General features: G+C 69.1%; 24 protein-coding genes. 18 read left to right on the top strand and 6 right to left on the bottom strand.

Going from position 1 to position 23,682, the window contains the following annotated elements:
• Positions 1 to 70 precede the first annotated feature (70 nt).
• Entirely contained in the window at positions 71 to 1,465 is a 1,395-nt protein-coding gene (locus tag J3P31_RS14455; protein ID WP_210529185.1) for an aminotransferase family protein, read from the bottom strand.
• Between the two features lie 191 nt (positions 1,466 to 1,656).
• Between J3P31_RS14455 and J3P31_RS14450 the strand changes: the two genes are divergently transcribed.
• The 3 genes from J3P31_RS14450 (at position 1,657) to J3P31_RS14440 (ending at position 4,848) form a co-directional block, all read left to right on the top strand.
• Entirely contained in the window at positions 1,657 to 2,661 is a 1,005-nt protein-coding gene (locus J3P31_RS14450) for a taurine ABC transporter substrate-binding protein (protein WP_210529184.1), read from the top strand.
• Positions 2,662 to 2,707: 46 nt separating this feature from the next.
• A complete protein-coding gene (locus tag J3P31_RS14445; protein ID WP_210529183.1) occupies positions 2,708 to 3,523 on the top strand; it encodes a taurine ABC transporter ATP-binding protein in 816 nt (271 codons plus the stop codon).
• Between the two features lie 92 nt (positions 3,524 to 3,615).
• Positions 3,616 to 4,848 carry an ABC transporter permease gene (locus J3P31_RS14440; RefSeq protein ID WP_438270301.1) on the top strand — a complete coding sequence of 411 codons (1,233 nt, stop codon included), beginning with the start codon at positions 3,616 to 3,618 and terminating at the stop codon, positions 4,846 to 4,848.
• Here the strand turns inward: J3P31_RS14440 and J3P31_RS14435 are convergent.
• On the bottom strand, positions 4,845 to 5,774 hold the full coding sequence (locus tag J3P31_RS14435; protein ID WP_210529182.1) for a LysR family transcriptional regulator: 930 nt from the start codon (positions 5,772 to 5,774) through the stop codon (positions 4,845 to 4,847). The genes J3P31_RS14440 and J3P31_RS14435 overlap by 4 nt on opposite strands.
• A gap of 156 nt (positions 5,775 to 5,930) precedes the next feature.
• On the opposite strand from J3P31_RS14435, the gene chvE reads away from it, so the two are divergent.
• From chvE to J3P31_RS14370, 13 genes are all read left to right on the top strand, one after another.
• The gene (gene chvE, locus J3P31_RS14430) at positions 5,931 to 6,995 is read left to right on the top strand and encodes a multiple monosaccharide ABC transporter substrate-binding protein (protein ID WP_210529181.1); all 1,065 of its coding nucleotides are present in this window, start codon (positions 5,931 to 5,933) and stop codon (positions 6,993 to 6,995) included.
• A 69-nt stretch (positions 6,996 to 7,064) separates the two neighbouring features.
• Positions 7,065 to 8,627, top strand: coding sequence for a multiple monosaccharide ABC transporter ATP-binding protein (gene mmsA / locus J3P31_RS14425; RefSeq protein ID WP_210529180.1), 1,563 nt, complete (start codon positions 7,065 to 7,067; stop codon positions 8,625 to 8,627).
• A complete protein-coding gene (gene mmsB / locus J3P31_RS14420) occupies positions 8,620 to 9,873 on the top strand; it encodes a multiple monosaccharide ABC transporter permease (RefSeq protein WP_210529179.1) in 1,254 nt (417 codons plus the stop codon). The genes mmsA and mmsB overlap by 8 nt, the downstream gene beginning before the upstream one ends.
• A 7-nt stretch (positions 9,874 to 9,880) precedes the next feature.
• Positions 9,881 to 10,864: an AraD1 family protein gene (araD1, locus tag J3P31_RS14415; RefSeq protein WP_210529178.1), complete on the top strand. Its 984-nt coding sequence runs from the start codon at positions 9,881 to 9,883 to the stop codon at positions 10,862 to 10,864.
• A gap of 9 nt (positions 10,865 to 10,873) precedes the next feature.
• Positions 10,874 to 12,616: an L-arabinonate dehydratase gene (araD, locus tag J3P31_RS14410; protein WP_210529177.1), complete on the top strand. Its 1,743-nt coding sequence runs from the start codon at positions 10,874 to 10,876 to the stop codon at positions 12,614 to 12,616.
• Positions 12,616 to 13,530: a Gfo/Idh/MocA family protein gene (locus tag J3P31_RS14405; protein ID WP_210529176.1), complete on the top strand. Its 915-nt coding sequence runs from the start codon at positions 12,616 to 12,618 to the stop codon at positions 13,528 to 13,530. Before araD ends, J3P31_RS14405 begins: the two co-directional genes overlap by 1 nt.
• 531 nt (positions 13,531 to 14,061) lie before the next feature.
• Positions 14,062 to 14,460, top strand: a complete 399-nt coding sequence (gene sdhC, locus J3P31_RS14400) for a succinate dehydrogenase, cytochrome b556 subunit (protein WP_210529175.1) — start codon at positions 14,062 to 14,064, stop codon at positions 14,458 to 14,460.
• A 4-nt stretch (positions 14,461 to 14,464) separates the two neighbouring features.
• A complete protein-coding gene (gene sdhD, locus J3P31_RS14395) occupies positions 14,465 to 14,839 on the top strand; it encodes a succinate dehydrogenase, hydrophobic membrane anchor protein (RefSeq protein ID WP_210529174.1) in 375 nt (124 codons plus the stop codon).
• A gap of 11 nt (positions 14,840 to 14,850) precedes the next feature.
• Positions 14,851 to 16,656, top strand: a complete 1,806-nt coding sequence (gene sdhA / locus J3P31_RS14390) for a succinate dehydrogenase flavoprotein subunit (protein ID WP_210529173.1) — start codon at positions 14,851 to 14,853, stop codon at positions 16,654 to 16,656.
• Positions 16,656 to 16,952, top strand: a complete 297-nt coding sequence (locus J3P31_RS14385; RefSeq protein ID WP_210529172.1) for a hypothetical protein — start codon at positions 16,656 to 16,658, stop codon at positions 16,950 to 16,952. Before sdhA ends, J3P31_RS14385 begins: the two co-directional genes overlap by 1 nt.
• Positions 16,953 to 16,964: 12 nt before the next feature.
• Entirely contained in the window at positions 16,965 to 17,258 is a 294-nt protein-coding gene (locus tag J3P31_RS14380) for a hypothetical protein (RefSeq protein WP_210529171.1), read from the top strand.
• Positions 17,259 to 17,310: 52 nt separating this feature from the next.
• Positions 17,311 to 18,090: a succinate dehydrogenase iron-sulfur subunit gene (locus J3P31_RS14375; protein WP_210529170.1), complete on the top strand. Its 780-nt coding sequence runs from the start codon at positions 17,311 to 17,313 to the stop codon at positions 18,088 to 18,090.
• Between the two features lie 7 nt (positions 18,091 to 18,097).
• Positions 18,098 to 18,937, top strand: coding sequence for a DUF429 domain-containing protein (locus tag J3P31_RS14370; protein WP_210529169.1), 840 nt, complete (start codon positions 18,098 to 18,100; stop codon positions 18,935 to 18,937).
• Between the two features lie 19 nt (positions 18,938 to 18,956).
• On the opposite strand, the gene J3P31_RS14365 is transcribed toward J3P31_RS14370, so the two are convergent.
• The 3 genes from J3P31_RS14365 to J3P31_RS14355 all read right to left on the bottom strand — a co-directional run bounded on the left by J3P31_RS14365 (position 18,957) and on the right by J3P31_RS14355 (position 20,967).
• Positions 18,957 to 19,313, bottom strand: coding sequence for a hypothetical protein (locus tag J3P31_RS14365; protein ID WP_210529168.1), 357 nt, complete (start codon positions 19,311 to 19,313; stop codon positions 18,957 to 18,959).
• 165 nt (positions 19,314 to 19,478) lie between these two features.
• Positions 19,479 to 20,183, bottom strand: a complete 705-nt coding sequence (gene deoD / locus J3P31_RS14360) for a purine-nucleoside phosphorylase (RefSeq protein ID WP_210529167.1) — start codon at positions 20,181 to 20,183, stop codon at positions 19,479 to 19,481.
• A gap of 49 nt (positions 20,184 to 20,232) precedes the next feature.
• Entirely contained in the window at positions 20,233 to 20,967 is a 735-nt protein-coding gene (locus tag J3P31_RS14355; protein WP_210529166.1) for an SDR family oxidoreductase, read from the bottom strand.
• A gap of 199 nt (positions 20,968 to 21,166) precedes the next feature.
• On the opposite strand from J3P31_RS14355, the gene J3P31_RS14350 reads away from it, so the two are divergent.
• On the top strand, positions 21,167 to 21,688 hold the full coding sequence (locus tag J3P31_RS14350) for a DUF4329 domain-containing protein (RefSeq protein ID WP_210529165.1): 522 nt from the start codon (positions 21,167 to 21,169) through the stop codon (positions 21,686 to 21,688).
• Between the two features lie 30 nt (positions 21,689 to 21,718).
• Here J3P31_RS14350 and J3P31_RS14345 read toward each other — a convergent pair whose 3' ends face one another.
• Positions 21,719 to 22,057 carry an H-NS histone family protein gene (locus J3P31_RS14345; RefSeq protein WP_210529164.1) on the bottom strand — a complete coding sequence of 113 codons (339 nt, stop codon included), beginning with the start codon at positions 22,055 to 22,057 and terminating at the stop codon, positions 21,719 to 21,721.
• A 212-nt stretch (positions 22,058 to 22,269) separates the two neighbouring features.
• Between J3P31_RS14345 and J3P31_RS14340 the strand changes: the two genes are divergently transcribed.
• Positions 22,270 to 23,640 carry a 1-acyl-sn-glycerol-3-phosphate acyltransferase gene (locus J3P31_RS14340; RefSeq protein ID WP_210529163.1) on the top strand — a complete coding sequence of 457 codons (1,371 nt, stop codon included), beginning with the start codon at positions 22,270 to 22,272 and terminating at the stop codon, positions 23,638 to 23,640.
• Positions 23,641 to 23,682: the final 42 nt, after the last annotated feature.

Below are 23,682 nucleotides of genomic sequence, written 5' to 3'. Positions count from 1 at the left end.
CGGGCCGACGGCTGGACAGGCGGGCAACGCGCGGACCGGACGGGGCGGACCCCGCCCGGCGCCGCTGGGGTCAGGCCGTGACCTTGGCGATCGCCGAATCCACGGCCGCCACGACCTGGTCCAGGTCGTCCTTGGTCGCGATCAGCGAGGGCGCGAAGAGCAGCGTGTTGTTGAAGCCGGGCATGGAGCGGTTGGACGCGCCGATGATGACGCCCTGCGCCAGGCAGTCGGCGACGATGGCCTGGACCTTCTTCTCCTCCAGGGGCTCGCGGGTCTCGCGGTCCGCGACCAGCTCGGCGCCCTGGAAGAGGCCGAGGCCGCGCACCTCGCCGATGGCCGCGTGCTTGTCCATGAGGGCCTGGAGCTTGCCCTGCAGGTAGTCGCCCATGCGGGCGGAGTTGCCCAGCAGGTCCTCTTCCTCGGTGATGGCCAGGACCTCGAGCGCGGCCGCCGGGCCGGCCGTGCAGCCGCCGAAGGTCGAGATGTCGCGGAAGTAGCCCAGCTTGTCCGTGTCGTCCTTGAACATGTCGAAGACCCGTTCGGAGGTCACGCAGCACGAGATCGCGGCGTAGCCCGAGGCGACGCCCTTGGCCATGGTCACGATGTCGGGCTGGACGCCGTACTGCTGGTAGCCGAACCAGGTCCCGGTGCGCCCGAAGCCGCAGACGACCTCGTCGATGTGGAGGAGGATGTCGTACTTGCGGCAAAGCTCCTGCACGCGTTCCCAGTAGCCCCGGGGCGGCACGATGATGCCGCCGCCGGCGGTGATGGGTTCGAGGCAGAGCGCGCCGATGGTGTCGGGGCCTTCGCGGAGGATCACCTCCTCGATGGCGTTGGCGGCCCGTTCGCCGTAGCCCTCGCCGCCGGCGTCGCCCGCGCGGTATTCGAGGCAGTGGGGCACCTGCACGAAGCCGGGCGCGAAGGGCCCGTACTGCATGTTCCGCTCCTGCTGGCCGCCGGCGGACAGGCAGGCCAGCGTGGTGCCGTGGTAGTCGCGGTCGCGGTAGAGGATCTTGGACTTCTTGCCGCCGTGATGCTTGTGGGAGATCTGGCGGACCATCTTCCAGGCCTTCTCGTTGGCCTCGGATCCGCTGTTGGCGTAATAGACGCGGCTGAGGCCCGGCATCTTCTCGATCAGCTTCTCGGCGAAAAGGGCGCCGGGGATGGTGCCCTGGGCGCCGGCCCAGAAGCACATCCGGAGGATCTGGTCGCGGACGGCGTTGGCGACGCGCTCGCGCCCGTAGCCGACGTTCACCGTCCAGACGCCGCCGGAGACCGCGTCGAGATGCTCCTTGCCCTTGATGTCCCAGATGCGCAGGCCACGGCCTTCGACCATGATGCGCGGGTCGATGGCGTTCGGGCCGGGCTCGAACGGCTTGTGCTGGGCGAGGTGATGCCAGACATGGGCCCGATCGGCCTCGATGACGGCGCGGGGGTCGTTGGTGCGGTCGTAGAGCGTGTCCATCAGCGGGCCCTTCGGGAATGGCGTTTCGCTGGGCATCCTGCCCGCGCGGCAGGCGTCCTTCAACCCCGAGGCAGTCCCCCCTTGTAACACGATCTGTTTTGTCGTCTTTTGCGAGCGGAAGATGCTTTTCGCCGCCGCAGAAACCGTGCTGAGGTCTACGCGGCGGACAGGCCCACAACAGGGAGACGAAGATGACCAAGGGATCGATGCTGGCCGGGCTGATGCTCGGGGTCGCGGCGCTGGCCGGACCGGCGGCCGCGCAGGAGGACGGGCTGACGGTGGGCTACTTCCTCGAATGGCCGATGCCCTTCGAGTTCGCGAAGGCGCAGGGCCTCTACGAGGAGGCGCTGGGTGTGCCGGTCAAGTGGGTGACCTTCGACACCGGGACCGCCATGTCGGCGGCGATGGCCTCGGGGGACGTGGACATCTCGATCAGCCAGGGGCTGCCGCCCTTCGTGGTCGCGACCTCGGCGGGGCAGGACCTGGTGGCGCTGGACATCGCGGTGTCCTATTCGGACAACGACAACTGCGTGGTCCAGAACGCGCTGGAGATCGACGCGTCGAACGCCGCGACCGAGCTTCCGGGCAAGAAGGTCGGCGTGCCGCTGGGCACCGCGCCCTATTACGGGTTCCTCAAGCAGATGGAGCATTTCGGGGTGGATCTCGCCTCCTTGAACATCGTGGACATGGCGCCGCCGGACGCGGCCGCGGCCTTTGCCCAAGGCTCGATCGACATGTTCTGCGGCTGGGGCGGCCACCTGCGCAAGGCGCTGGAAACGGGCAACGTGCTCCTGACCGGGCCGGAAAAGGAGGAGCTGGGCATCCTCGTCTTCGACGTGACCTCGGCCCCGCGCGCCTTCGTGCAGGAGCATCCGGACCTCGTGGAAGGGTTCCTGAAGGTCACGCACGAGATGAACGACCGCTGGAACGCCGGCGGCGGCGACGCCGAGGCGATGATCCCGGTGATCGCGCAGGATTCGGGGATGGACGAGGCCTCGGTCCAGGACACGCTCGCGGGGTTCGTCTTTCCGTCGGTGCAGGACCAGCTGTCCGCCAAGTGGCTGGGCGGCGGCGTGCAGGAGTACATGAAGGGCGTGGCGGACGTGTTCCAGTCGTCGGGCAACATCCCGGCGGCCATGGACAGCTACGACGCGACCGTGGACCTGGAGCCGCTGAAGGCGGCGACCGGCAACTGAGCCCAGGCGGGCCGGGGGCGACCCCGGCCCCATGCGAACGGATCCCATGACCCATCTCGTCATCGACGGCCTGTCCATGCGATTCCGTCCCCCCGGGGGCGGAACGGTCGAGGCCCTGCGCGACATCAACCTTTCGCTGGAGCGGGGGGAGCTGCTGTCGATCCTGGGCCCCTCCGGCTGCGGGAAGACCACCCTCCTCAACATCGTCGCGGGGTTCCTCGCGCCCTCGGAGGGACGCGTGGCGCTGGACGGGCGCGAGGTCAGGGGCCCGGGCGCCGAGCGGGGCATGGTGTTCCAGCAGGGCGCCCTCTTCGAGTGGATGAGCGTGCGCGACAACGTGGGCTTCGGGCCGCGCATGAAGGGGATGCGGGCGCGGGAGCGGGCGGGGGTCGTGGACCACCTGCTCGAGACCGTGGGCCTGGGCGGCTTCGGCGACAAGGCGGTCTACGAGTTGTCGGGCGGGATGCAGCAGCGCGTGGCGCTGGCGCGGTGCCTGGCCAACGACCCCGAGGTGATCCTCATGGACGAGCCCCTGGGCGCGCTGGACGCGCTGACGCGCGAGAAGATGCAAGGCCTGGTCCTGAAGCTTTGGCAGGAGACGGGGAAGACGATCGTGCTGATCACGCACTCCGTGGAGGAGGCGCTGCTCTTGGGCGCGCGGCTGGTCGTCATGGCGCCGCGGCCGGGGCGGGTGTTCCGCGACGAAAGGCTGCCCTTCGCGGCGATGGGGGCCGGGCAGGACCTGCGGGCCGTCAAGCGGGACCCGGACTTTGCCCTGCGCCGCGAGGAGATCCTGTCCATGATCTGGGACATGGAGGAAGAAATCATGGGGCGCGCCCCGAACGGAGCCGTCCCGGCGTGAACGAATTCTGGAACGAGGTGGGCGGCGTGCTGTCCGCGGCCGCCAAGGCGCTGCCGTGGATCGTCGCCTATGTGGCGCTGATCCTTCTGCTCCTGGCGCTGTGGCGCGGGGCGCGGCGGCTGTTCGGCCGCGGGCCGCAGGACGCGATGCGGCGGACGGTCACCTTCGGGGACGCGGGCGCGGTGCGCGCCTCGCCCCTGGCGTCGGTCCTGTCCATCGCCGCGATCTTCCTGCTCTGGGCGGCCTTCACCGGATCGGTCCTCGTGCCGTCCTGGCTCAGGGCGCCGGGTCCCTTCGTGGGGGACGGGCGCCTGGCCTACACCGCCGAGGCGCCGGACGGCGCGCGCGACGAGGCCACGGTGACCGTGGCCGTCCGACCCGAGGGCGAGACCCCCGACATCGCCTCCGGAACGCCGGGCGAGGGCTTTGCCAAGGACGACGCCGTGCTGATCCGGGCGGGCCGCGCGACGCTGGTCAAGGTGCAGGACAACGACGAGGTGACGGCGGCGGACGGCGCCCGGATCGTCGCGGTGGACGGCACGGCGATGGAGCCGGGCGGCCCGGGGCTGGACCTGGGCTGGGGCCGGGTGAACGTCACGGCGCGCGGCACGCTTAACGTCGCGCCCGACCCCGGCTGGCGGATGGAGCCGCTCTGGCTGCCGCCGCCGGAATCCGTGGCGCGGCGCCTGGTCGAGATCGCGCAGGGCGGCTACCGCGACGCCTCGCTCTGGGAGCACCTGGGCTATTCGCTGTTCCGGGTCGTGACCGGGTTCCTGCTGGGCGCGATCGTGGGCATCCCGCTGGGCTATGCCATGGGCCTGTCGGGGTGGTTCCGGGGCTGGTTCGACCCGATCGTGGAGTTCATGCGCCCGGTCCCGCCGCTCGCGCTCATCCCGCTCGTCATCATCTGGGCGGGGATCGGGGAAACCGGGAAGATCGTGCTGCTGTTCCTGGCCTCGCTCTGGATCATGGCCATCGCGGCGCGGTCGGGGGTGTCGGGGGTGCGGCTGAGCAAGGTCCACGCGGCCTACAGCCTGGGGGCGTCGCGGGCGCAGGTGCTGTGGCACGTGATCGTGCCCAATTCGCTGCCGGACGTCTTCACGGGCGCGCGGGTGGCCATGGGGGTCTGCTGGGGCACCGTCGTCGCGGCCGAGCTGGTCGCCGCGAACCAGGGGGCCGGCATGATGATCATGGCGGCGTCCAAGTTCCAGCAGACCGACATCGTCATCATGGGGATCGTGCTGATCGGCGTGATCGGCCTCGCCATCGACCTCCTGATGCGCTGGGGCGAGCGGACGCTGGTGCCCTGGAAGGGCCGCGCCTAGTCCGTCTGCGACCGCACGAGGTCCCGCAGCCGTTCGGCCGCCGGGGTGAGCCGCGCCCCGCGCAGCCGGATCAGGCTGTAGGTGGGCACCACGATCCCCAGGTCGAGCGGCAGCGTCAGCAGCCCCTCGAACCGCCGCGCCACGGCCTCGGCGAGAGGGGCGATTGCGTTGGATTCGCGCAGCATGGCCAGGGTCAGCAGGAAGGACGAGGTCGACAGCCGGCCCGGCGGGGGCGGCAGGCCCAGCGCCGCCAGCCGCTCCAGCACCGTGCGGCGCAGAAGGGTTCCGGGCTCGGGCAGGACCCAGTCATAGGCCATCAGGTCCTCGGGCTGGAGCTGCTCCGCGCGCAGGAGGGCATGCCCGGGCCGCACGACGATGGACACCGGCTCGTCACCCATGGGGTCGAGGTCGAAGAGAGCCGGGTCGCGGCCATCGGGCAGGCGGGCCAGGGCGAAGTCGATCTGGCCGGACAGCAGCAGGTCGCCCAGCGGCTCGGAGGGGGCGACGACGACCTCGGTGGTGACGTTGGGCAGGGCCACGCGCGCGGCGCGCAGGGCCGGCAGCACGCGGTCGAGCGCCGGGCCGGTGACCGAACCCAGGCGGACATGGCCGGACAGCCCGTGGCCCAGGTCGGCCATCTCCCGCTCGGCCGCGCCAAGCTCGGCCAGGGCGCGGACGGCGCGGCGGGACAGCGCCTCGCCCTCGGGGGTGAGCTGGATCCCCCGCCCGGCCCGCAGATGCACCGGCCGTCCGGCGATCTCCTCGATCTCGGCCATCAGGCGCGAGGCGGCGGGCTGGGTGATCCCAAGCCGCGCGGCGGCGACGCCGATGGCGGCGGTCTCGCCCAGGGCGGCCATCAGGCGGAGGTGGCCGAGCTTGAGCCCCCGCCGCAGCAGGCGACCGTTAGCGTTAACTGTCGCGTCCATATATACCAGCCCTGATATGACGATCCGGCGATATTGCGCTTTGACGGTGACAGCAAGCCTCGCCATCTTGCGCGTCAGCCACGGAGCCCTGGACGAGGGCCTGCCGGCGTTTCGTTGCGGCCGCGCAAGAGGGCGCGGCGCATTGGGAGGAAAGTAATGAAGATCGTCTCCGCGGCCCTGGCCGCATGCACCCTTGCCGTGGGTCTCGGCGCCCCCGCCTTCGCCCAGGACAAGGGCACGATCGGCATCGCGATGCCGACGCAGTCCTCGGCCCGCTGGATCTCGGACGGCCACTCGATGGAGCAGCAGTTCCAGGCGGCCGGCTACGGCACCGTCCTGCAATACGCCGAGGATGACATCCCGACCCAGCTGTCGCAGATCGAGAACATGATCTCGCAGGGCGTGGACGCCCTCGTGATCGCGGCCATCGACGGGACCACCCTGTCGTCCGCCCTCGAGAACGCCGCCGCCGCGGGCATCCCGGTCATCGCCTACGACCGCCTGATCCGCGACAGCGAGAACGTGAACTACTACGCCACCTTCGACAACTTCCAGGTCGGCGTGCAGCAGGCCGAGTCGCTGGTGAAGGGCCTGAACGAGCGCTTTGCCGACCAGAAGCCCTGGAACGTCGAGCTGTTCGGCGGCTCGCCGGACGACAACAACGCCTACTTCTTCTACGATGGCGCGATGTCGGTCCTCCAGCCGCTGATCGACGCGGGCGACGTCGTGATCCCGTCGGGCCAGATGGGCATGGACGTGGTCGGCACCCTGCGCTGGGACCCCGCGACCGCCCAGTCCCGCATGGACAACCTCCTGTCGGCCAACTACGGCGACAAGACCATCCACGGCGTGCTGTCGCCCTATGACGGCCTCAGCATCGGCATCCTGTCCTCGCTCAAGGGCGTGGGCTACGGCTCGGGCGACATGGCGATGCCGATCGTGACCGGCCAGGACGCCGAGGTTCCGTCCGTGAAGTCCATGATCGCGGGCGAGCAGTACTCGACCATCTTCAAGGACACCCGCGAGCTGGCCGGCGTCACCGTCAAGATGGTGGACGCGGTCCTGCAGGGCCAGGAGCCCGAGGTGAACGACACCGAGACCTACAACAACGGCGTCAAGGTCGTTCCGTCCTACCTGCTCGAGCCCGTCTCGGTGGACGCCACCAACTACGAGGACATCCTCGTGGGGTCCGGCTACTACACCGCCGACCAGATCCAGTGATCTGACCTGTCCGGGGGCGCCCGCGAGTCTGCGGGCGCCCCCATTTTCATCCGTGAGAAGGGTGCGGCGATGAGCGTCCTCCTTGAGATGCAGAGCATCTCCAAGACATTCCCGGGCGTGCGCGCGCTCGACGACGTGACGGTGCAGGTCCGCGAGGGCGAGATCCACGCCATCTGCGGCGAGAACGGCGCGGGCAAATCGACGCTGATGAAGGTCCTGTCCGGCGTCTATCCGCACGGCACCTACGAGGGCGTGATCCGCTTTGCCGGGCAGGAGGCGCGGTTCCGCGGCATCCACGACTCCGAGGCCGCCGGCATCGTCATCATCCACCAGGAGCTGGCGCTGGTGCCGCTCCTCAGCATTGCCGAGAACATCTTCCTGGGCAACGAGCAGGCCCGGGGCGGCGTCATCGACTGGCGCGAAACCTATCGCCTGACCGAGGGGCTGCTGGCCAAGGTCGGCCTCCGCGAGGCCCCGACCAAGCCGGTCGGCGACCTGGGCGTGGGCAAGCAGCAGCTCGTCGAGATCGCCAAGGCGCTGTCGAAGAACGTGCGCCTGCTGATCCTGGACGAGCCCACCGCCGCGCTCCAGGAGAACGACAGCCAGAAGCTGCTCGACCTCCTGCTCGAGCTCAAGGCGCAGGGCGTGACGTCGATCATCATCTCGCACAAGCTCAACGAGGTGCGGCGCGTGGCGGACCGGGTGACGGTGATCCGCGACGGCGCCACGGTGTCCACGCTCGACGCCCATGCGGGCGAGGTGACCGAGGACCGGATCGTGCGGGACATGGTGGGCCGCGACATGGCGCACCGCTACCCCGAGCGGGTGAGGAACCCGCGCGAGGTGCTCATGGAGGTGAAGGGCTGGTCCGCCAAGCATCCCGAGCACATGGACCGCGACTTTGTCCGCAACGTGAGCTTCAGCGTCCGCAAGGGCGAGATCGTGGGCATCGCGGGGCTCATGGGCTCGGGCCGGACCGAGTTCGCCATGTCGCTCTTCGGGCGCAGCTGGGGCAAGGACATCCGCGGCAGCGTCCGGATCGGCGGGCGCGAGGTGGACGTCTCGACCGTGCCGCGCGCGATCGGGGCCGGGCTCGCCTACGTGACCGAGGACCGCAAGGCGCTGGGCCTGATCCTCGACGAGCCCATCGTGACGAACATCAGCCTCGCCAACCTCAGGGGCGTCTCGAAGAGCGGGGTGCTGGACGAGGCGGCGGAGCAGCGGGTGGCCACGCGCTACAAGGCCGCGATGAACATCCGCACGCCCAACGTCTTCCAGCGGGTGGTGAACCTGTCGGGGGGCAACCAGCAGAAGGTGCTGCTGTCGAAGCTGCTGTTCACCGAGCCGCAGGTGCTGATCCTCGACGAGCCCACGCGCGGCATCGACGTGGGCGCCAAGTTCGAGATCTACGGCATCATGAACAAGCTGGCTGACGAGGGCAGGGGGGTCGTGATGATCTCCTCGGAGATGCCCGAGCTCCTGGGCATGTGCGACCGCATCTACGTCATGGCCGAGGGCGCCTTCGTGGGCGAGCTGACGGCCGCCGAGGCGAGCCAGGAAAAGATCATGTCGCTCATCGTGCGCGAGCACGAGGCGCAGGAACACATCGAGATGGAGGCCGCGCATGGCTGACGTGAACAACACCCGGCTCGGCCCGGGCGAGCGCGGGGTCGGCGGCCTGCGCGAAGGCGAGGGCCTGAGCGTCAACGGACGCTCGGGCGCGGCCTACCTCAAGGACAACCTCCGGGAATACGGGATGCTGCTGGCGCTGATCGCCATCGTCGCATTCTTCGTCATCCTCGTGCGGGCGATGATCGGGGTGGACTTCCTCAACCCGCAGAACATCACCAACCTGTTCCTCCAGAACAGCTACGTCATCATCATGGCTCTGGGGATGCTGCTCGTCATCGTGGCGGGGCACATCGACCTGTCGGTGGGATCGGTGGCGGCCTTCGTGGGCGCCGTGGCCGCGGTGCTGACCGTCAACATGGACTGGCCCATCTATGCCGTGATCCCTGCCGGCCTCGTGGTCGGGGGCATCATCGGCGCGGCGCAGGGCTACTGGATCGCCTACTGGCGCATCCCGTCCTTCATCGTGACGCTGGCGGGGATGCTGGTGTTCCGGGGGCTCACGCTCTGGCTGCTGGGCGGCCAGAACATCGGGCCGTTCCCGAACTCGTTCCAGTCGCTCTCGACCGGCTTCGTGCCGGACATCTTCGGGCCGGACCGGCCGAACTACCTCGCCCTCGTGGTGGCGGTGGTCGCGGCCGTCGCCATCCTCTTCATGGGAGTCCGGTCGCGGGCGCGCAACATCGCCCATGGCATGGAGGCCGAGCCCGGGGCCATCTTCTGGATCCGCAACGGCATCATGGCCGCGGCCCTGGTCTTCGTGGGCTGGAAGCTCGCCGGCTTCCGCGGCATCCCGAACGTGGCCGTCTCGATGGCCGTGCTGACGATCCTTTACGCCTTCCTGGCCGAATCGACGACGCTGGGCCGCCGGATCTACGCGATCGGGGGCAACCTCAAGGCGGCGCGGCTGTCGGGGATCAACGCCGACCGGCTGACCTTCTTCACCTTCGTGAACATGGGCGTCCTGGCGGCGCTGGCCGGCATGATCGTGACGGCGCGCCTGAACTCGGCCACGCCCAAGGCGGGCACGGGCTTCGAGCTCGACGTGATCGCGGCCGTGTTCATCGGCGGCGCCTCCTCGGCGGGCGGCTCGGGCCGCATCGTGGGGGCGATCATCGGCGCCTTCATCATGGGCGTGATGAACAACGGCATGTCGATCCTGGGGATCGGCATCGACTACCAGCAGGTGATCAAGGGGCTCGTGCTCCTCGCCGCGGTGATCTTCGACGTCTACAACAAATCCAAGTGAGGACATAATGCTCCTGTCCCAGATCAAGCGGCCCGAGGGAGGGGTCGGAGTCGTCGCGCGCGATGGCTCGGAGGCGGCGCTGGTGAAGGGGGCGAGCTCCGTGCGCGACCTCGCGCTCGAGGCGATCGCCTCGGGGCGCACGCTTGCGGAGACGGTCGCGGCGCACGGCCTGGGCGAGGCCGTGGACCTGGTCGTCATGGCCGAGGAAGGGCGTCTGCTGGCGCCCATCCACCACCCCGACCCGGCGCACCTGCACCTGACGGGGACGGGCCTGACCCACCTGGGAAGCGCGTCCACCCGGAGTGCGATGCACGCCAAAGCCAGCGCGGACGACGCCACCGATTCCATGAAGATGTTCCGCATGGGTCTGGAGGACGGAAAGCCGGCCAGCCTTCCGGGCGTCCAGCCGGAGTGGTTCTACAAGGGCAACGGCATCCATGTCGTCGCGCCCGGGCAACCGCTGGTCAGCCCGGCCTTCGCGCTGGACGGCGGCGAGGAGCCGGAGATCGCGGGGATCTACGTGATCGGCGAGGATGGCGCCCCCGCCCGCGTGGGCTGGGCTCTCGCCAACGAGTTCTCAGACCACGTGACCGAGCGGATCAACTACCTCTACCTCGCCCATTCCAAGCTGCGTCCGGCGAGCTTCGGGCCCGAGATCCTCGTGGGCGAACTGCCCCAGGACATCCAGGGCGCGAGCCGCATCAGCCGCGGCGGGCAGGTGATCTGGCAGAAGCCCTTCCTGTCGGGCGAGGCGAACATGAGCCACAGCTTCGCCAACCTGGAGCACCATCACTTCAAGTACCCGCTGTTCTGCCAGCCGGGCGACGTGCACGTGCACATGTTCGGGACGGCGACCCTGTCCTTCGCGGATGGGATCAAACCCGAGCCCGGCGACGTTTTCGAGATCGAGGCCCCGGCCTTCGGCCTGGCGCTGCGCAATCCGCTTGCCATCGACGCCGACCGGGGCGTCGCCACCGTCCGTCAGCTCTAGAGGTCCATCATGGCGTTCACCCCAGCCCCCTGGCCCCGGAAACTGCGCTCGCAGGAATGGTGGGGCGGCACGAGCCGCGACAACATCTACCACCGCGGCTGGATGAAGAACCAAGGCTACCCGCACGACATGTTCGACGGGCGGCCGGTGATCGGCATCCTGAACACCTGGTCCGAGCTGAACCCCTGCAACGCGCACCTCGATATCCTGGCGCAGAAGGTGAAGAACGGCATCTACGAGGCGGGCGGCTTCCCGGTGGAAGTGCCGGTGTTCTCGGTGTCCGAGTCGACCTTCCGCCCGACGGCGATGATGTTTCGCAACCTCGCTGCCATGGCAGTCGAGGAGACGATCCGTGGCCAGCCGATCGACGGCTGCGTGCTGCTGGTGGGCTGCGACAAGACCACGCCGTCGCTGCTGATGGGCGCGGCCTCCTGCGACATCCCCTCGATCGTCGTGACCGGCGGGCCGATGCTGAACGGCCATTTCCGGGGCGAGCGGGTCGGCTCGGGCACCCATCTCTGGAAGTTCTCGGAGATGGTGAAGGCCGGGCAGATGACCGCCGAGGACTTCCTGGAGGCCGAGGCGTCCATGAGCCGGTCCGCGGGGTCCTGCAACACGATGGGGACGGCCTCGACGATGGCCTCCATGGCCGAGGCGCTGGGGATGGCGCTGTCGGGGAACGCCGCCATCCCGGCGGTGGATTCGCGGCGGCGCACCATGGCGCAGCTGTCGGGCCGGCGGATCGTGCAGATGGTCAAGGACGACCTGAAGCCCTCGGACATCCTGACGAAGCAGGCCTTCGAGAACGCGATCCGCACCAACGCGGCCATCGGCGGGTCCACCAACGCGGTGATCCACCTCCTGGCGATCGCGGGGCGGGTCGGGATCGACCTCACGCTCGACGACTGGGACCGCTGCGGGCGGGACGTGCCGACGATCGTGAACCTGATGCCGTCGGGCAAGTACCTGATGGAGGAGTTCTTCTACGCGGGCGGCCTGCCTGTCGTCATCAAGCGGCTGGGCGAGATGGGCCTCCTGCACAACGACGCGCTGACCGTCTCGGGCGAGACCGCCTGGGCGCAGGTCAAGGACGTCGAGAACCACAACGACGACGTGATCCTGTCGAATGACAAGGCCCTGACCCAGTCGGGCGGGATCGTCGTGGTCAAGGGCAACCTCGCGCCCAACGGCGCCGTGCTGAAGCCCTCGGCCGCGACGCCGGCGCTGATGACGCACCGGGGCCGCGCCGTCGTGTTCGAGGACATCGACGACTACAAGCGCAAGATCAACGACGAGGCGCTCGACATCGACGAGACCTGCGTGATGGTCCTGAAGAACTGCGGGCCCAAGGGCTATCCGGGCATGGCCGAGGTCGGGAACATGGGCCTGCCGCCCAAGGTGCTGCGCAAGGGCATCACCGACATGGTGCGCATCTCGGACGCGCGGATGTCGGGGACGGCCTACGGGACGGTCGTGCTGCACACCTCGCCCGAGGCGGCGGCGGGCGGACCGCTCGCCATCGTGCGGGACGGCGACATGATCGAGCTCGATGTGCCGAACCGGCGCCTGCATCTTGACCTTCCGGCCGAGGAGATCGCGCGCCGGCTGGCCGAGTGGGTGCCGCAGGCCACCGCGCCCGAGGGCGGCTACGCGATGCTCCACCACCTGCATGTGGGCGGCGCGGACACCGGGGCGGACCTCGACTTCCTCAAGGGCTGCCGCGGCGCGCCCGTGGGCAAGGACTCCCACTGATGGCGAACCGCAAGGTCTGCATCGTCGGCGTGGGCAAGATCGCACGGGACCAGCACGTCCCGGCGATCGACGCCTCGCCGGACTGGGAGCTGGCGGCGACCGTCAGCCGACAGGGGAGCGTGGAGGGCATCCCGACCTTCCGCGACTTCGACGTGCTGCTGTCCGAGCGGCCGGACATCGAGGTCGTCTCGCTGTGCCTGCCGCCGCAGCCGCGGTTCCAGTACGCCCGCAAGGCGCTGAAGGCGGGCCGCCACGTCATGCTGGAAAAGCCGCCGGGGCAGACGCTGTCCGAGGTGCACGAGTTGCAGCGGCTCGCCGCCGAGGCGGGCGTCACCCTGTTCGCCACCTGGCACAGCCGGATGGGCAAGGGGGTCGCGGGGGCCAAGGCCTTCCTCGCCGGCAAGGAGGTCACGGGAGGCAAGATCACCTGGAAGGAGGATGTCCGCCACTGGCATCCCGGCCAGGAATGGGTCTTCGAGCCCGGCGGCCTGGGCGTCTTCGACCCGGGCATCAACGCGCTGTCGATCCTGACCGAGGTCCTGCCCAAGCCCGTCCATGTGATCCGGGCCGAGCTGGCCTTCCCGGAGGGCCGCCAGACCCCCATCGCCGCACGGGTGGAATTCTCGCGTGGGGTGTCGATGGAGCTCGACTGGCTCCAGACCGGGCCGCAGACCTGGGACATGGAGATCCACACCACCGAAGGTTCGGCCGTGCTGAAGTTCGGCGGCAACGAGCTTTGGATCGACGGGCAGGCGCAGCCCGCGGCTGAGATCGAGGAATACCCTGCTCTTTACGCCCGCATGGCCGAACTGGTCGAGCGGGGGGAGTCGGACGTGGATCTTTCGCCGCTGACCCATGTGGCCGATGCGATGACCCTTGGACGCCGCGTCTCCGTGGCGCCCTTCGCCTTCTAGGCTGACCTCGTGGATGGCGCGGGGTCCGGGCGGCCAGCCCAACGGGACCGCGCTGACCGGTGATCCTCGTTTCAGCAGGACCCTGACCGACGCGAGCGCGCCGGTCAGGTCCCTGGCCGACCCGCTCGGGCAGGCGCCGGGCATGGCACTGTGCGCCGTCGAGCCACGCCGAGGGGGTCTCCTGCGGGGCTGAGGACGCGAACCCTCCCTGGACGGCGCAAGGGCCAGGGTCCGGAGCGCCTAGAGGGGCTGCGCCAGCCTCTGGGGTGCCGGGCAAAGACGGTCGGCATGGAGCAGGGTGGCAACGCGGCCAGCCATGCAGAGGCTGGTCCGAGGAACCGGAGGGGCGAGAATCATCCGCCCTTCGTTGTTCCAGCGTTGTGATCACGCCCTTGCGGGCTGCGATCACAAGCAGTCGAATGTTAGCGAAACCATTCGCTCTTGCGGCATTTTCCGCTGCACAGGCGCGTGACAGCGCCTGGAAAATCGGTCAAGGGAGCATAGCTCCGAGGCCAAAGCTCAGGGACAGACATGCCTGAAATCCCGCGCGGCAACCGTCCGCTTTCGCCGTTCATGATCGGGCCGTACTACCGGCCCCAGTGGACCTCCATGACGTCGATCCTGACGCGGATCACCGGCAACGCCCTCATCGTCGGGACCGTGCTGATCGTGTGGTGGCTGCTGGCCGCCGCGACCGGCCCCGGGGCCTTCGCCACGGCCGACGCCGTGCTGCGGAGCTGGTTCGGCGACCTCGTCCTACTGGGGAGCCTTTGGGCGCTCTGGTACCATACGCTGGCGGGCATCCGGCACCTCGTCTGGTCCACCGGCCGCTTCATGGAGATCCATCAGGCGGAAACCTTCGGCAAGATCATCGTGGGCCTGTCCTTCGTCCTGACGGCCCTCACCGTGGTCATCCTCTGGAGCGTGTGACGCCATGGCCTCCTACACCACCGCCCGCAAGCGCGCCGAGAACCTGGGGGCCTCCGGGGACGGCACGCACCATCACTGGACCAACATCGTCACCTCGGTGGCGCTGGTCGTGCTGATCCCCTTGTTCATCTTCACCTTCGGCGTGATCCTGGGCCGTCCCTACGAGCAGGCCGTGGCGGCGCTGCGGAATCCCTTCGTCGCCATCCTGTTCGGGCTGACGCTGCTCGTCGGGCTCGTGCACTTCCGCCATGGCGTGCAGGTCGTGCTCGAGGATTATGCCCACGGCACTCCGCGCCGCGTGATGATCATCGCCGCCATCTGTGTCACCTACGCGATCCTTGCCGCCGGCCTGTTCGCCGTGGCGCGGATCGCCCTCTGATCGGGGTTCCCATGACCGCCTATCCTTACGAGACGCATGCCTACGACGTGGTCGTGGTCGGCGCCGGGGGCGCGGGCCTTCGCGCGACGCTCGGCATGGTGGAGCGCGGGCTCAAGACCGCCTGCATCACCAAGGTGTTCCCGACCCGCTCCCACACCGTCGCGGCGCAGGGGGGCATCGCCGCCTCGCTGGGCAACATGGGGCCGGACCACTGGCAATGGCACATGTACGACACCGTGAAAGGGTCGGACTGGCTGGGCGACATGGACGCCATGGAGTACCTCGCCCGCGAGGCGCCCAAGGCGGTCTACGAGCTGGACCATTATGGCGTGCCCTTCAGCCGGACCGAGGAAGGCAAGATCTACCAGCGGCCCTTCGGCGGCCACACGACCGAGTTCGGGGAAGGCCCGCCGGTCCAGCGCACCTGCGCCGCCGCCGACCGGACGGGCCACGCCATCCTGCACACGCTCTATGGCCAGAGCGTGAAGCAGAAGGCCGAGTTCTACGTCGAGTACTTCGCAACCGACCTGCTGATGGGGCCCGAGGGCGACTGCCGGGGCGTTGTGGCCTGGGATCTCGCCAACGGGACGCTGCATGTCTTCACCGCCAAGATGGTGGTGCTGGCCACGGGCGGCTACGGGCGGGCCTACTTCTCGGCGACCTCGGCCCACACCTGCACGGGCGACGGCAACGGCATGGTCGCGCGGCAGGGCCTGCCGCTCCAGGACATGGAGTTCGTGCAGTTCCACCCGACGGGGATCTACGGCGCGGGCTGCCTCATCACCGAAGGCGCGCGGGGCGAGGGGGGCTACCTCACGAACAGCGAGGGCGAGCGGTTCATGGAGCGCTACGCGCCGACCTACAAGGATCTCGCGTCGCGCGACGTGGTCTCGCGCTGCATGACGCTGGAAATCCGCGAAGGGCGGGGGGTCGGCAAGCGCAAGGACCACATCCACCTGAACCTGAGCCACCTGCCGCCCGAGACCCTGCATGAGCGGCTGCCGGGGATCACCGAATCGGCCCGCATCTTCGCCGGCGTGGACCTGACCAAGGAGCCGGTCCCGGTCCTGCCCACGGTCCACTACAACATGGGCGGCATTCCCACGAACTACTGGGGCGAGGTGCTGAACCCGACGGCGGACGACCCCGACCGCGTGTCGCCCGGCCTCATGGCCGTGGGCGAGGCCGGCAGCGCCAGCGTGCACGGGGCCAACCGCCTGGGGTCCAACTCTCTCATCGACCTGGTGGTCTTCGGGCGGGCCGCGGCGATCCGCGCGGCCGAGGTCGTGAAGCCCGGCACCGCGAACGCGGACATCCCCAAGGAGGCGATCGACTTCGCGCTGGGCCGCTTCGACGCGCTGCGCCGCGCCAAGGGCAGCGTCGGCACCGCCGACCTGCGCCAGCAGATGCAGCGCACGATGCAGGAGGACGCGGCCGTGTTCCGCGACTCCAAGTCCCTGGCCCAGGGCGTGGAGCGCATGACCGCCGTGGCGTCCAGGATGGACGACCTGCGCGTGTCGGACCGTGGCCTGATCTGGAACACGGACCTGGTGGAAACGCTCGAGCTCACCAACCTCATGCCGAACGCGCTGGCTACCATCGTCTCGGCCGAGGCGCGGAAGGAAAGCCGGGGGGCCCACGCCCACGAGGACTTCCCCGAACGCGACGATGTGAACTGGCGCAAGCACACCCTGTCCTATGTGGATGGGACGAGGGTCACGCTGGCCTACCGCCCGGTGCACACCGAGCCTCTCACCCAGCCCGAGCAGGGCGGCATCGACCCGAAGAAGATTGCCCCCAAGGCGAGGGTCTACTGATGCTGCGAGCCGCCCTGACACTGGTCGCCGGGACCCTGGTCCTGGCGGCGTGCGAACCCACCCCGGTCGATCCCGAACGCGCCGCTCAGGTCTGCGAGCAGCGCGCACGGGGGGCGCAGGGGCCCACCGGATCGGTCGTGCTCGGCGCGAACTCCGACGACGGGCCGTTCGGTGGGGTCGCGATTGGTGTCACGGGCGACTACCTGGCCGGGCGCGATCCGATCCAGGTCTACACCGACTGCGTCTATCAAAGGACGGGCGCCGCGCCGATCCGTCCGCCCCGACTGCGATCCTGAAGGGAGCCCCGCATGAAGCCTGTCCTGATCCTGACGCTCGGCCTGCTGGCCGCCCCGGCCCTGGCCCAGTCCACGGACGAGGAGGCAACCCGCGCCAACGCCCTGATCACGCCGATGCTCCAGGAACTGGCGCCGGGCTACCATGGTCAGGTCCTGGCCGCCTGCGTCGTCGCGCATGCCACGCCCGAGGAGCGGTCCGCCATGGCCAGCGCTCCCGGACCCTCCCAGGAGATCGGCTCGATCGTCACCAACGTCCTCGCGCGGCAGGAGACGATCGGCTGCGTCGAGGCCACCCTGAAGCAATAAGATTCCGGCCCGGGCGGATCGCCGCCTGGCCCGACAGCCCGAGGAACGAGAGATGGTCCAGCTTCGCCTTCCCAAGAACAGCCGCATGAGCGTGGGCAAGACCTGGCCCAAGCCCGAGGGCGCGACGAACCTCAAGACGTTCCGCATCTACCGCTGGGACCCCGAGGACGGGGCGAACCCGCGGGTCGACACCTACTTCGTCGACCTGGACAACTGCGGGCCGATGATCCTGGACGCGCTCATCTACATCAAGGACCTCGTCGATCCGACCCTAGCCTTCCGGCGCTCCTGCCGCGAGGGGATCTGCGGTTCGTGCTCGATGAACATCGACGGCGTGAACGGGCTGGCCTGTATCACCGGCATCGACGAGGTGAAGGGCGACGTCCGCATCTACCCGCTGCCGCACATGCCGGTGATCAAGGACCTGGTGCCGGACCTGTCGCACTTCTTCGGCCAGCACGCGAGCGTGCGCCCCTGGCTCGAAACCTACACCAACCCGCCCGAGAAGGAATGGCGGCAGTCGCCGCAGGACCGCAAGCTGCTTGACGGCCTCTACGAGTGCATCCTGTGCGCCTGCTGCTCGACGGCCTGTCCCTCCTACTGGTGGAACGGCGACCGGTACCTTGGCCCGGCGGCGCTCCTGCACGCCTATCGGTGGATCGTGGATTCGCGCGACGAAGCCACGGGCGAGCGGCTGGACGACCTCGAAGATCCGTTCAAGCTCTACCGCTGCCACACGATCATGAACTGCGCCAAGGTCTGCCCGAAGGGGCTGAACCCGGCCAAGGCGATCATGGACATCCGTCGGCTCATGCTGGAGCGGGTGGTCTGACGGGCCCGTGCTCGTCCAGGGCGTCGACTTCACGAGCGCGCCCGGCCGGCGCAAGCCGATCTGCGTGGCGGACTGCCGGCTGGACGGCGACCGCCTGATCTTCCTGAGGCTGGAGGGGATCGGGTCCCTGGACGAATTCCAGGGCTGGCTCCGAAGGCCCGGACCCTGGGTGGCGGGCTTCGACTTTCCCTTCACCCAGTCCCGCACGTTCCTCACCAACATGGGGTGGGCCCTGACCTGGGCCGCCCATGCGGACCGCCTGGAGAGCCTGACCCGGGCCGAGTTCCGCCACGCCCTCGAGGCCTACAAGGCGGACCGGGCCCCCGGCGACCGCGAGCACGCGCGCGGCTACGAACGCGGCACCGGGGCAGTGAGCCCGCAGAAGCTTTATGGGGTGCCGGTGGCGCTCATGCACTACGAGGGGGTGCGGCACCTCAGGCGGGCGGGGGTCCATCTGCCCGGGCTTTGCGACGGCGATCCGGACAGGGTCGCCCTGGAGGCCTATCCCGGCGTCGCGGCCCGCGCCCTGATCGGCCGCGCGCCTTACAAGAACGACCAGAAGGCCAAGCAGACCCCGGCCCAGGCGCAGGCGCGCCAGAGGCTGCTGGGCAACCTCGTGGGAGAGGCGGGGCAACGGCGGTTCGGGCTCCGCATCGAGGCTCCGGAGGCGCTGGCCGAGGATCCGTCCGGCGACGCTCTGGACGCCCTCCTGTGCGCCGTGCAGGCGGCCTGGGCCGTCCGGCTCATGGAGGCCGATCCGCTCCGTTTGGCCCGGCTGGATCTGTCCGAAGGGTGGATGGCCGATCCCGATGTGCTGGATCGGCTTCCACGGCGCGGAACGGCGTGATCGGCGGTGCAGAACCCGCCTATTCGGCGGCGAGCATCCGGTAGGTTTCGGCGTTGGGGCAGAAGTCCGTGTCCTCGCGCGTGGCGCCGTCGCGGATCGCATCGCGGCAGCGCCGCTGCTCGTGGCAATGGGCGCAGGTCAGGGCCGCCGCGATCTGGAGCGCGCGGTCGTCGTCCAGCCGCTCGGGCGCGAGGCCGTTGACCCGGGCCATCGTCCCCATCCGGGCGATCTGCTCGGACGGCATGAGGGCGAGGTCGCGGAACTCGGCCCGGCTCAGGCCATAGTCGGCGATCTCCTCGGGCGTGATGTTGGCGATCTCGCGTTCGCGCTGGCGGCGCTCGCGCCAGGCGTCGAGGCGTTCGGTGAGGTGGGTCATCCCTGGGACTCCTTGCTGGAAGCTGGGATGAACCTAGGCGGATCGGGGCGCGTTGATTTGACCCAGATCAAAGGTCCCCGCAATCTGCCGATCCTTCCTGATCGGATCGCATCAGGACGCGATGCGGCCATGCGGGAATCCCGTCAGCTGCCCTCCAGGCGGGCGTCAGGCGAAGGCGGCCTGAAGGGCGATCTCGATCATGTCGCCAAAGCTCCGCTCGCGCTCGGGGGCGCCCAGGGCCTCGTGGGTCACGACATGGTCGCTGATGGTGAGAACCGCGAGAGCCCGTGCGCCGTGCCGGGCGGCCACGAGGTACAACTCCGCCGCTTCCATCTCCACGGCCAGGACGCCGTGACGGATCAACTGCTCGGTGTGATCGGGCCGTTCGGTGTAGAAGGTGTCCGAGGAGTGGATGCTGCCCACATGGACGCGGGTCCCCCGCGCCACGGCCGCACGGTGCGCGGCGGCCAGCAGCCCCCAGTCCGCGATGGGGGCGACGTTCAGCTCCCGCAGGAGGGTCGAGGACGGCGTGGAGACGGAGCAGGCCGCCTGCGCCAGCACCACGTCGCGCAACCGGGTGTGGGGCTGGAAGCCGCCCGCCGAGCCCACGCGGATCAGCGTCCGCGCGCCATAGTCGCGGATCAGCTCGTTCGCATAGATCGACAGGGAGGGCATCCCCATGCCGGACCCGTGGATCGTCACCCGGTGCCCCCGCCATGTGCCGGTGAAGCCCAGCATCCCCCGCACGCGATTCACGCAGACCGCATCCTGCAGGAAGGTCTCGGCCGCCCATTGCGCCCTCAGGGGATCGCCGGGCAGGAGGACGGTGTCCGCGATCGCGCCCGGCTCGGCCCCGATATGGATGGTCATGCTGTCCCCCTGTCGCTGCGCCGGTTGTCGCCCGGCCGCCGGAGGCAAGTCAAACGCCCGAAGGATTGAGGCGGCCGAACATCGCCTCCCCCTGCGTGCGCAGGCCCTGCGCGAATCCCACCACGATCTCCTCCTGCCCGTCGCGCAATCCGGCGAGGGCGGCTTCGGCGAAGGCCTCGGCCGTCATGCCTGGGCGGTCGGCCGGTCCGCGGCGGCCCTGGTCCAGTTCGGTGTCCACGATCGGCGGGGCGATCTCGATCACGCGGACCGGAGTGGCGCGGAGCTGGTGCCGGAGCGAAAGCGTGAAGGAATGCAGGGCGGCCTTGGTCGCGCAGTAGACCGGGACCGAGGCCAGCGGGCAGAAGGCGAGGCCGGATGTCACGTTCACCACGCGCGCGCGGGGCTGGCGGCGGAGCAGGGGCAGGAGCGCCGCGGTGAGCTGGATCGGCGCCGCAAGGTTCACGGCGATCTCGGCCGTGACGGCGTCGTCGGAGGGGGGCGCATTCGCGAAGTCGGCCGCCCGCTGGATGCCCGCGTTGTTGACCAGCATGGAAAGGTCGGCGTGCTCGGTCCCGAGCCAGTGGACGAGCGCGACGCGATCCCCGGGTCGGGTGATGTCGCAGGGACGCGTCACCAGCCCGGGCGCCGCGGCCCGGGCCGCCTCCAGCACGTCCGGCCTGCGGCCGATGCCGATCACCCGATGGCCTTCGGCAAGGAAGAGGCGCGCCATGGCAAGGCCGATCCCTGTTCCGGCGCCGGTCATCAGAATGGTGTCGTTCGCCATGTCGGGTCTCCCGGGCCTTTGCCCAAGTTCCAGGGTCGTCATCGGGTTCAAGGGGACTGTCGCCGCAGGGCGGGCCTTCCAAGGCGGCCCGTGGCCCGGACGCTAGCGGTCCCCCTGCCGCGCGGCAAGGCAGGCGGGCGACATTTCCGGCTCGTTGCGATCGTGCTACGTTTCGCGGGAATGGTCAGGGAGTGCTGGAATGCACCGTTTCGTTGCCTGCGTCGCCGCCGCCATCCTCCTGCCGGGGGCGGCCCTGGCGCAATCACGTGATGAGGTGCAGTTCATGATTAACCTGTTCGAAAGATTACAGCCCCTCTCGTTTGCCAAGCATCGTGAATACTGCGGCTTTGTTGGATTTGGATCGGATGGTCAACTTGACGCGACGGAGCCCGCTCCCGGGAATATGGATTCCTGCCCGCTTGATTGGCCGCAGGGCATGGACGTGATCGCGAGCTATCACACCCATGGAGCCTTTGATTTTGCTTATTACAATGAGCTTCCCTCGGACGTGGACATGCTCAGCGACCAGAGCCTGCAGATCGATGGCTGGATCGCGACCCCAGGGGGGCGGCTGTGGTTCGTCGATTGGGAGAGAATGGTGACCAAGCAGGTCTGCGGAGTCGGCTGCCTGCCGATCGCGCCGAACTTCTACAAGTCGCAGGCCGGCGATGTCGCCAAGGCCTATACGTATGACGAACTGGTGGAGCGCCTCAGTCGGTAGGCGCTCCTCAGCTTTTGTCCTTCCTTAAGGTCAGCTTGCCAGCAGATCCTCAAGCGGACGTCCGGCCGCCTCGGCCTCGTGGACCCAGCGCGGGCGCCGGCCACGACCGGACCAGGTCTGCTCCGGGTTTTCCGGGTTGCGATAACGCGGCTCGCCGCCTTCGCCGGACGAGGTCGCCTTGCGGCGGCCGCGCACCTGACCGATCAGCGGCATCAGGTCGTTCAGCGTGAACCCATGATCGCGTGCCGCGTCTTCGGCCGCCTTCAGGGCGTTGCGCTTGTCACGATCGCCCACAGTGGCGATCGCCTTGTCGATATTGGCGCGGAGCTGCATCAGCTCCTTGCGGGACATCTTCTCGTAATCCGTCATTCCTGATTTCCTTGTTGTTTCCGGAAACCGCCAGCACACACACAATCATCGCCCTTTGCAGGGAGGATTGTTAGTGCTTATCCAAGCCAATTCAATCGCGCAATCACCGGTCTCACGGCATTTTGCCGAAATATGCCGATCCGGAAACGGCGGCCCGGCGGCGCCTCCGGGTGGGATTGTCCCGCCGCGCCTTCCCTGTCATGGGTCCGGCCATGACCCGGACCGTCGCCATTCCACTCTGGCTCCTGATCCTGATCCTGCTCTTCGCGGGGGTGACCTTCGCTTCGCATTTCCTGTTTCCTTCGGTGCGCTGGTTCTTCCGCCGCCGCATGGAACGGGTGGTGGCGCGGCTCAACACCCGCCTCAAGCGCCCGATCGAGCCCTTCAAGCTCGCGCGGCGCTACGACATGATCCAGCGGCTGATCTATGATCCCGCCGTGACCCGCGCGGTCGCCGACGAGGCCCATTCCCGGGGCATCCCCGAAAGCGTGGCCTTCGAACGGGCCCGCGAGTTCGCCCGGGAAATCGTGCCGGCGTTCTCCGCGACCATCTATTTCGGGTGGGGCGCGCGGCTGGCCCGGTGGCTGAGCCGGTCGCTTTACCGCATCCGCCTGTCCGAGATCGACCTGGCGGCCCTGGACCGCCTGCCGCCGGACGCGGCGGTGGTCTTCGTCATGAATCACCGGTCCAACATGGACTACGTGCTCGTGACCTGGCTCGTGTCCGGGGCGGGCGCGCTGTCCTACGCCGTGGGCGAGTGGGCGAGGGTCTGGCCGCTGTCCTCGATGATCCGGATGATGGGGGCCTACTTCATCCGGCGGCGGGACCGGGGCGCGCTCTATCGGCGGGTGCTCGCGCGCTATGTGCAGATGGCGACGGCGGGAGGGGTGACCCAGGCGATCTTCCCGGAAGGGCGGCTCAGCATCGACGGCCGGCCCGGAGAGCCGCGCCTGGGCCTTCTCAGCTACATCGTGGAAGGCGCGCCGGACCGGACGCGCGACGTGATCTTCGTGCCGGTGGGCATCAACTACGATCGCGTGCTGGAGGACAGGTTCCTGATCCGCGCCCACGTGACCGGGGTGCGCCGGTTCCGTCCGCCCCTCCGCCAGGTGCTGGGCGGCCTGGCCGTGCATCTCTGGCGCCGCGTGACCCTGCGGTTCCATGGCTTCGGCACGGCCAAGGTGCTGCTGGGGCCGCCTTTGTCGCTCGGGGCCTTCCTGGAAACCTGCGCGGACCACCCGACCGAGAGCCTGGCGGCCGAACTGATGGAGCGGGTCACCGGGGCGATCCCGGTCCTTCCCGTTCCCCTGGTGGCGCGCCATCTGCTGGACGGCGCCTTCCGGACCCCCGAGGCCCTGGAGGCGGGCATCCGCGACGATCTCGCCTGGCTGGCCCGGCGCGGCATCGAACTTCCGGGCCGGGCGCCCGACCGGATCGTCGAGGATGCGCTGGAGCTTCTGGCCGAGCGGGACGTGATTCTGCGGGGCCTGGCCGGCGTGGCCCGGCGCCCCGAGGAGGCGGATCTCTTCGCCTATTACGCGGGCAGTATCGCTCACCACTTCGCGAAGGGGGAACCCGGCTGATTTTTTCCGTTTGGTAAAATTTTGGCCCTGTGGCAGGCTCCC

Origin of the sequence: Rubellimicrobium arenae (assembly GCF_017916275.1) — a bacterium.
Taxonomy (GTDB): Bacteria; Pseudomonadota; Alphaproteobacteria; order Rhodobacterales; family Rhodobacteraceae; genus Rubellimicrobium; species Rubellimicrobium arenae.
The sequence above is the reverse complement of the archived record's forward strand: the minus strand, read 5'-3'. Positions and strand labels throughout refer to the sequence as shown.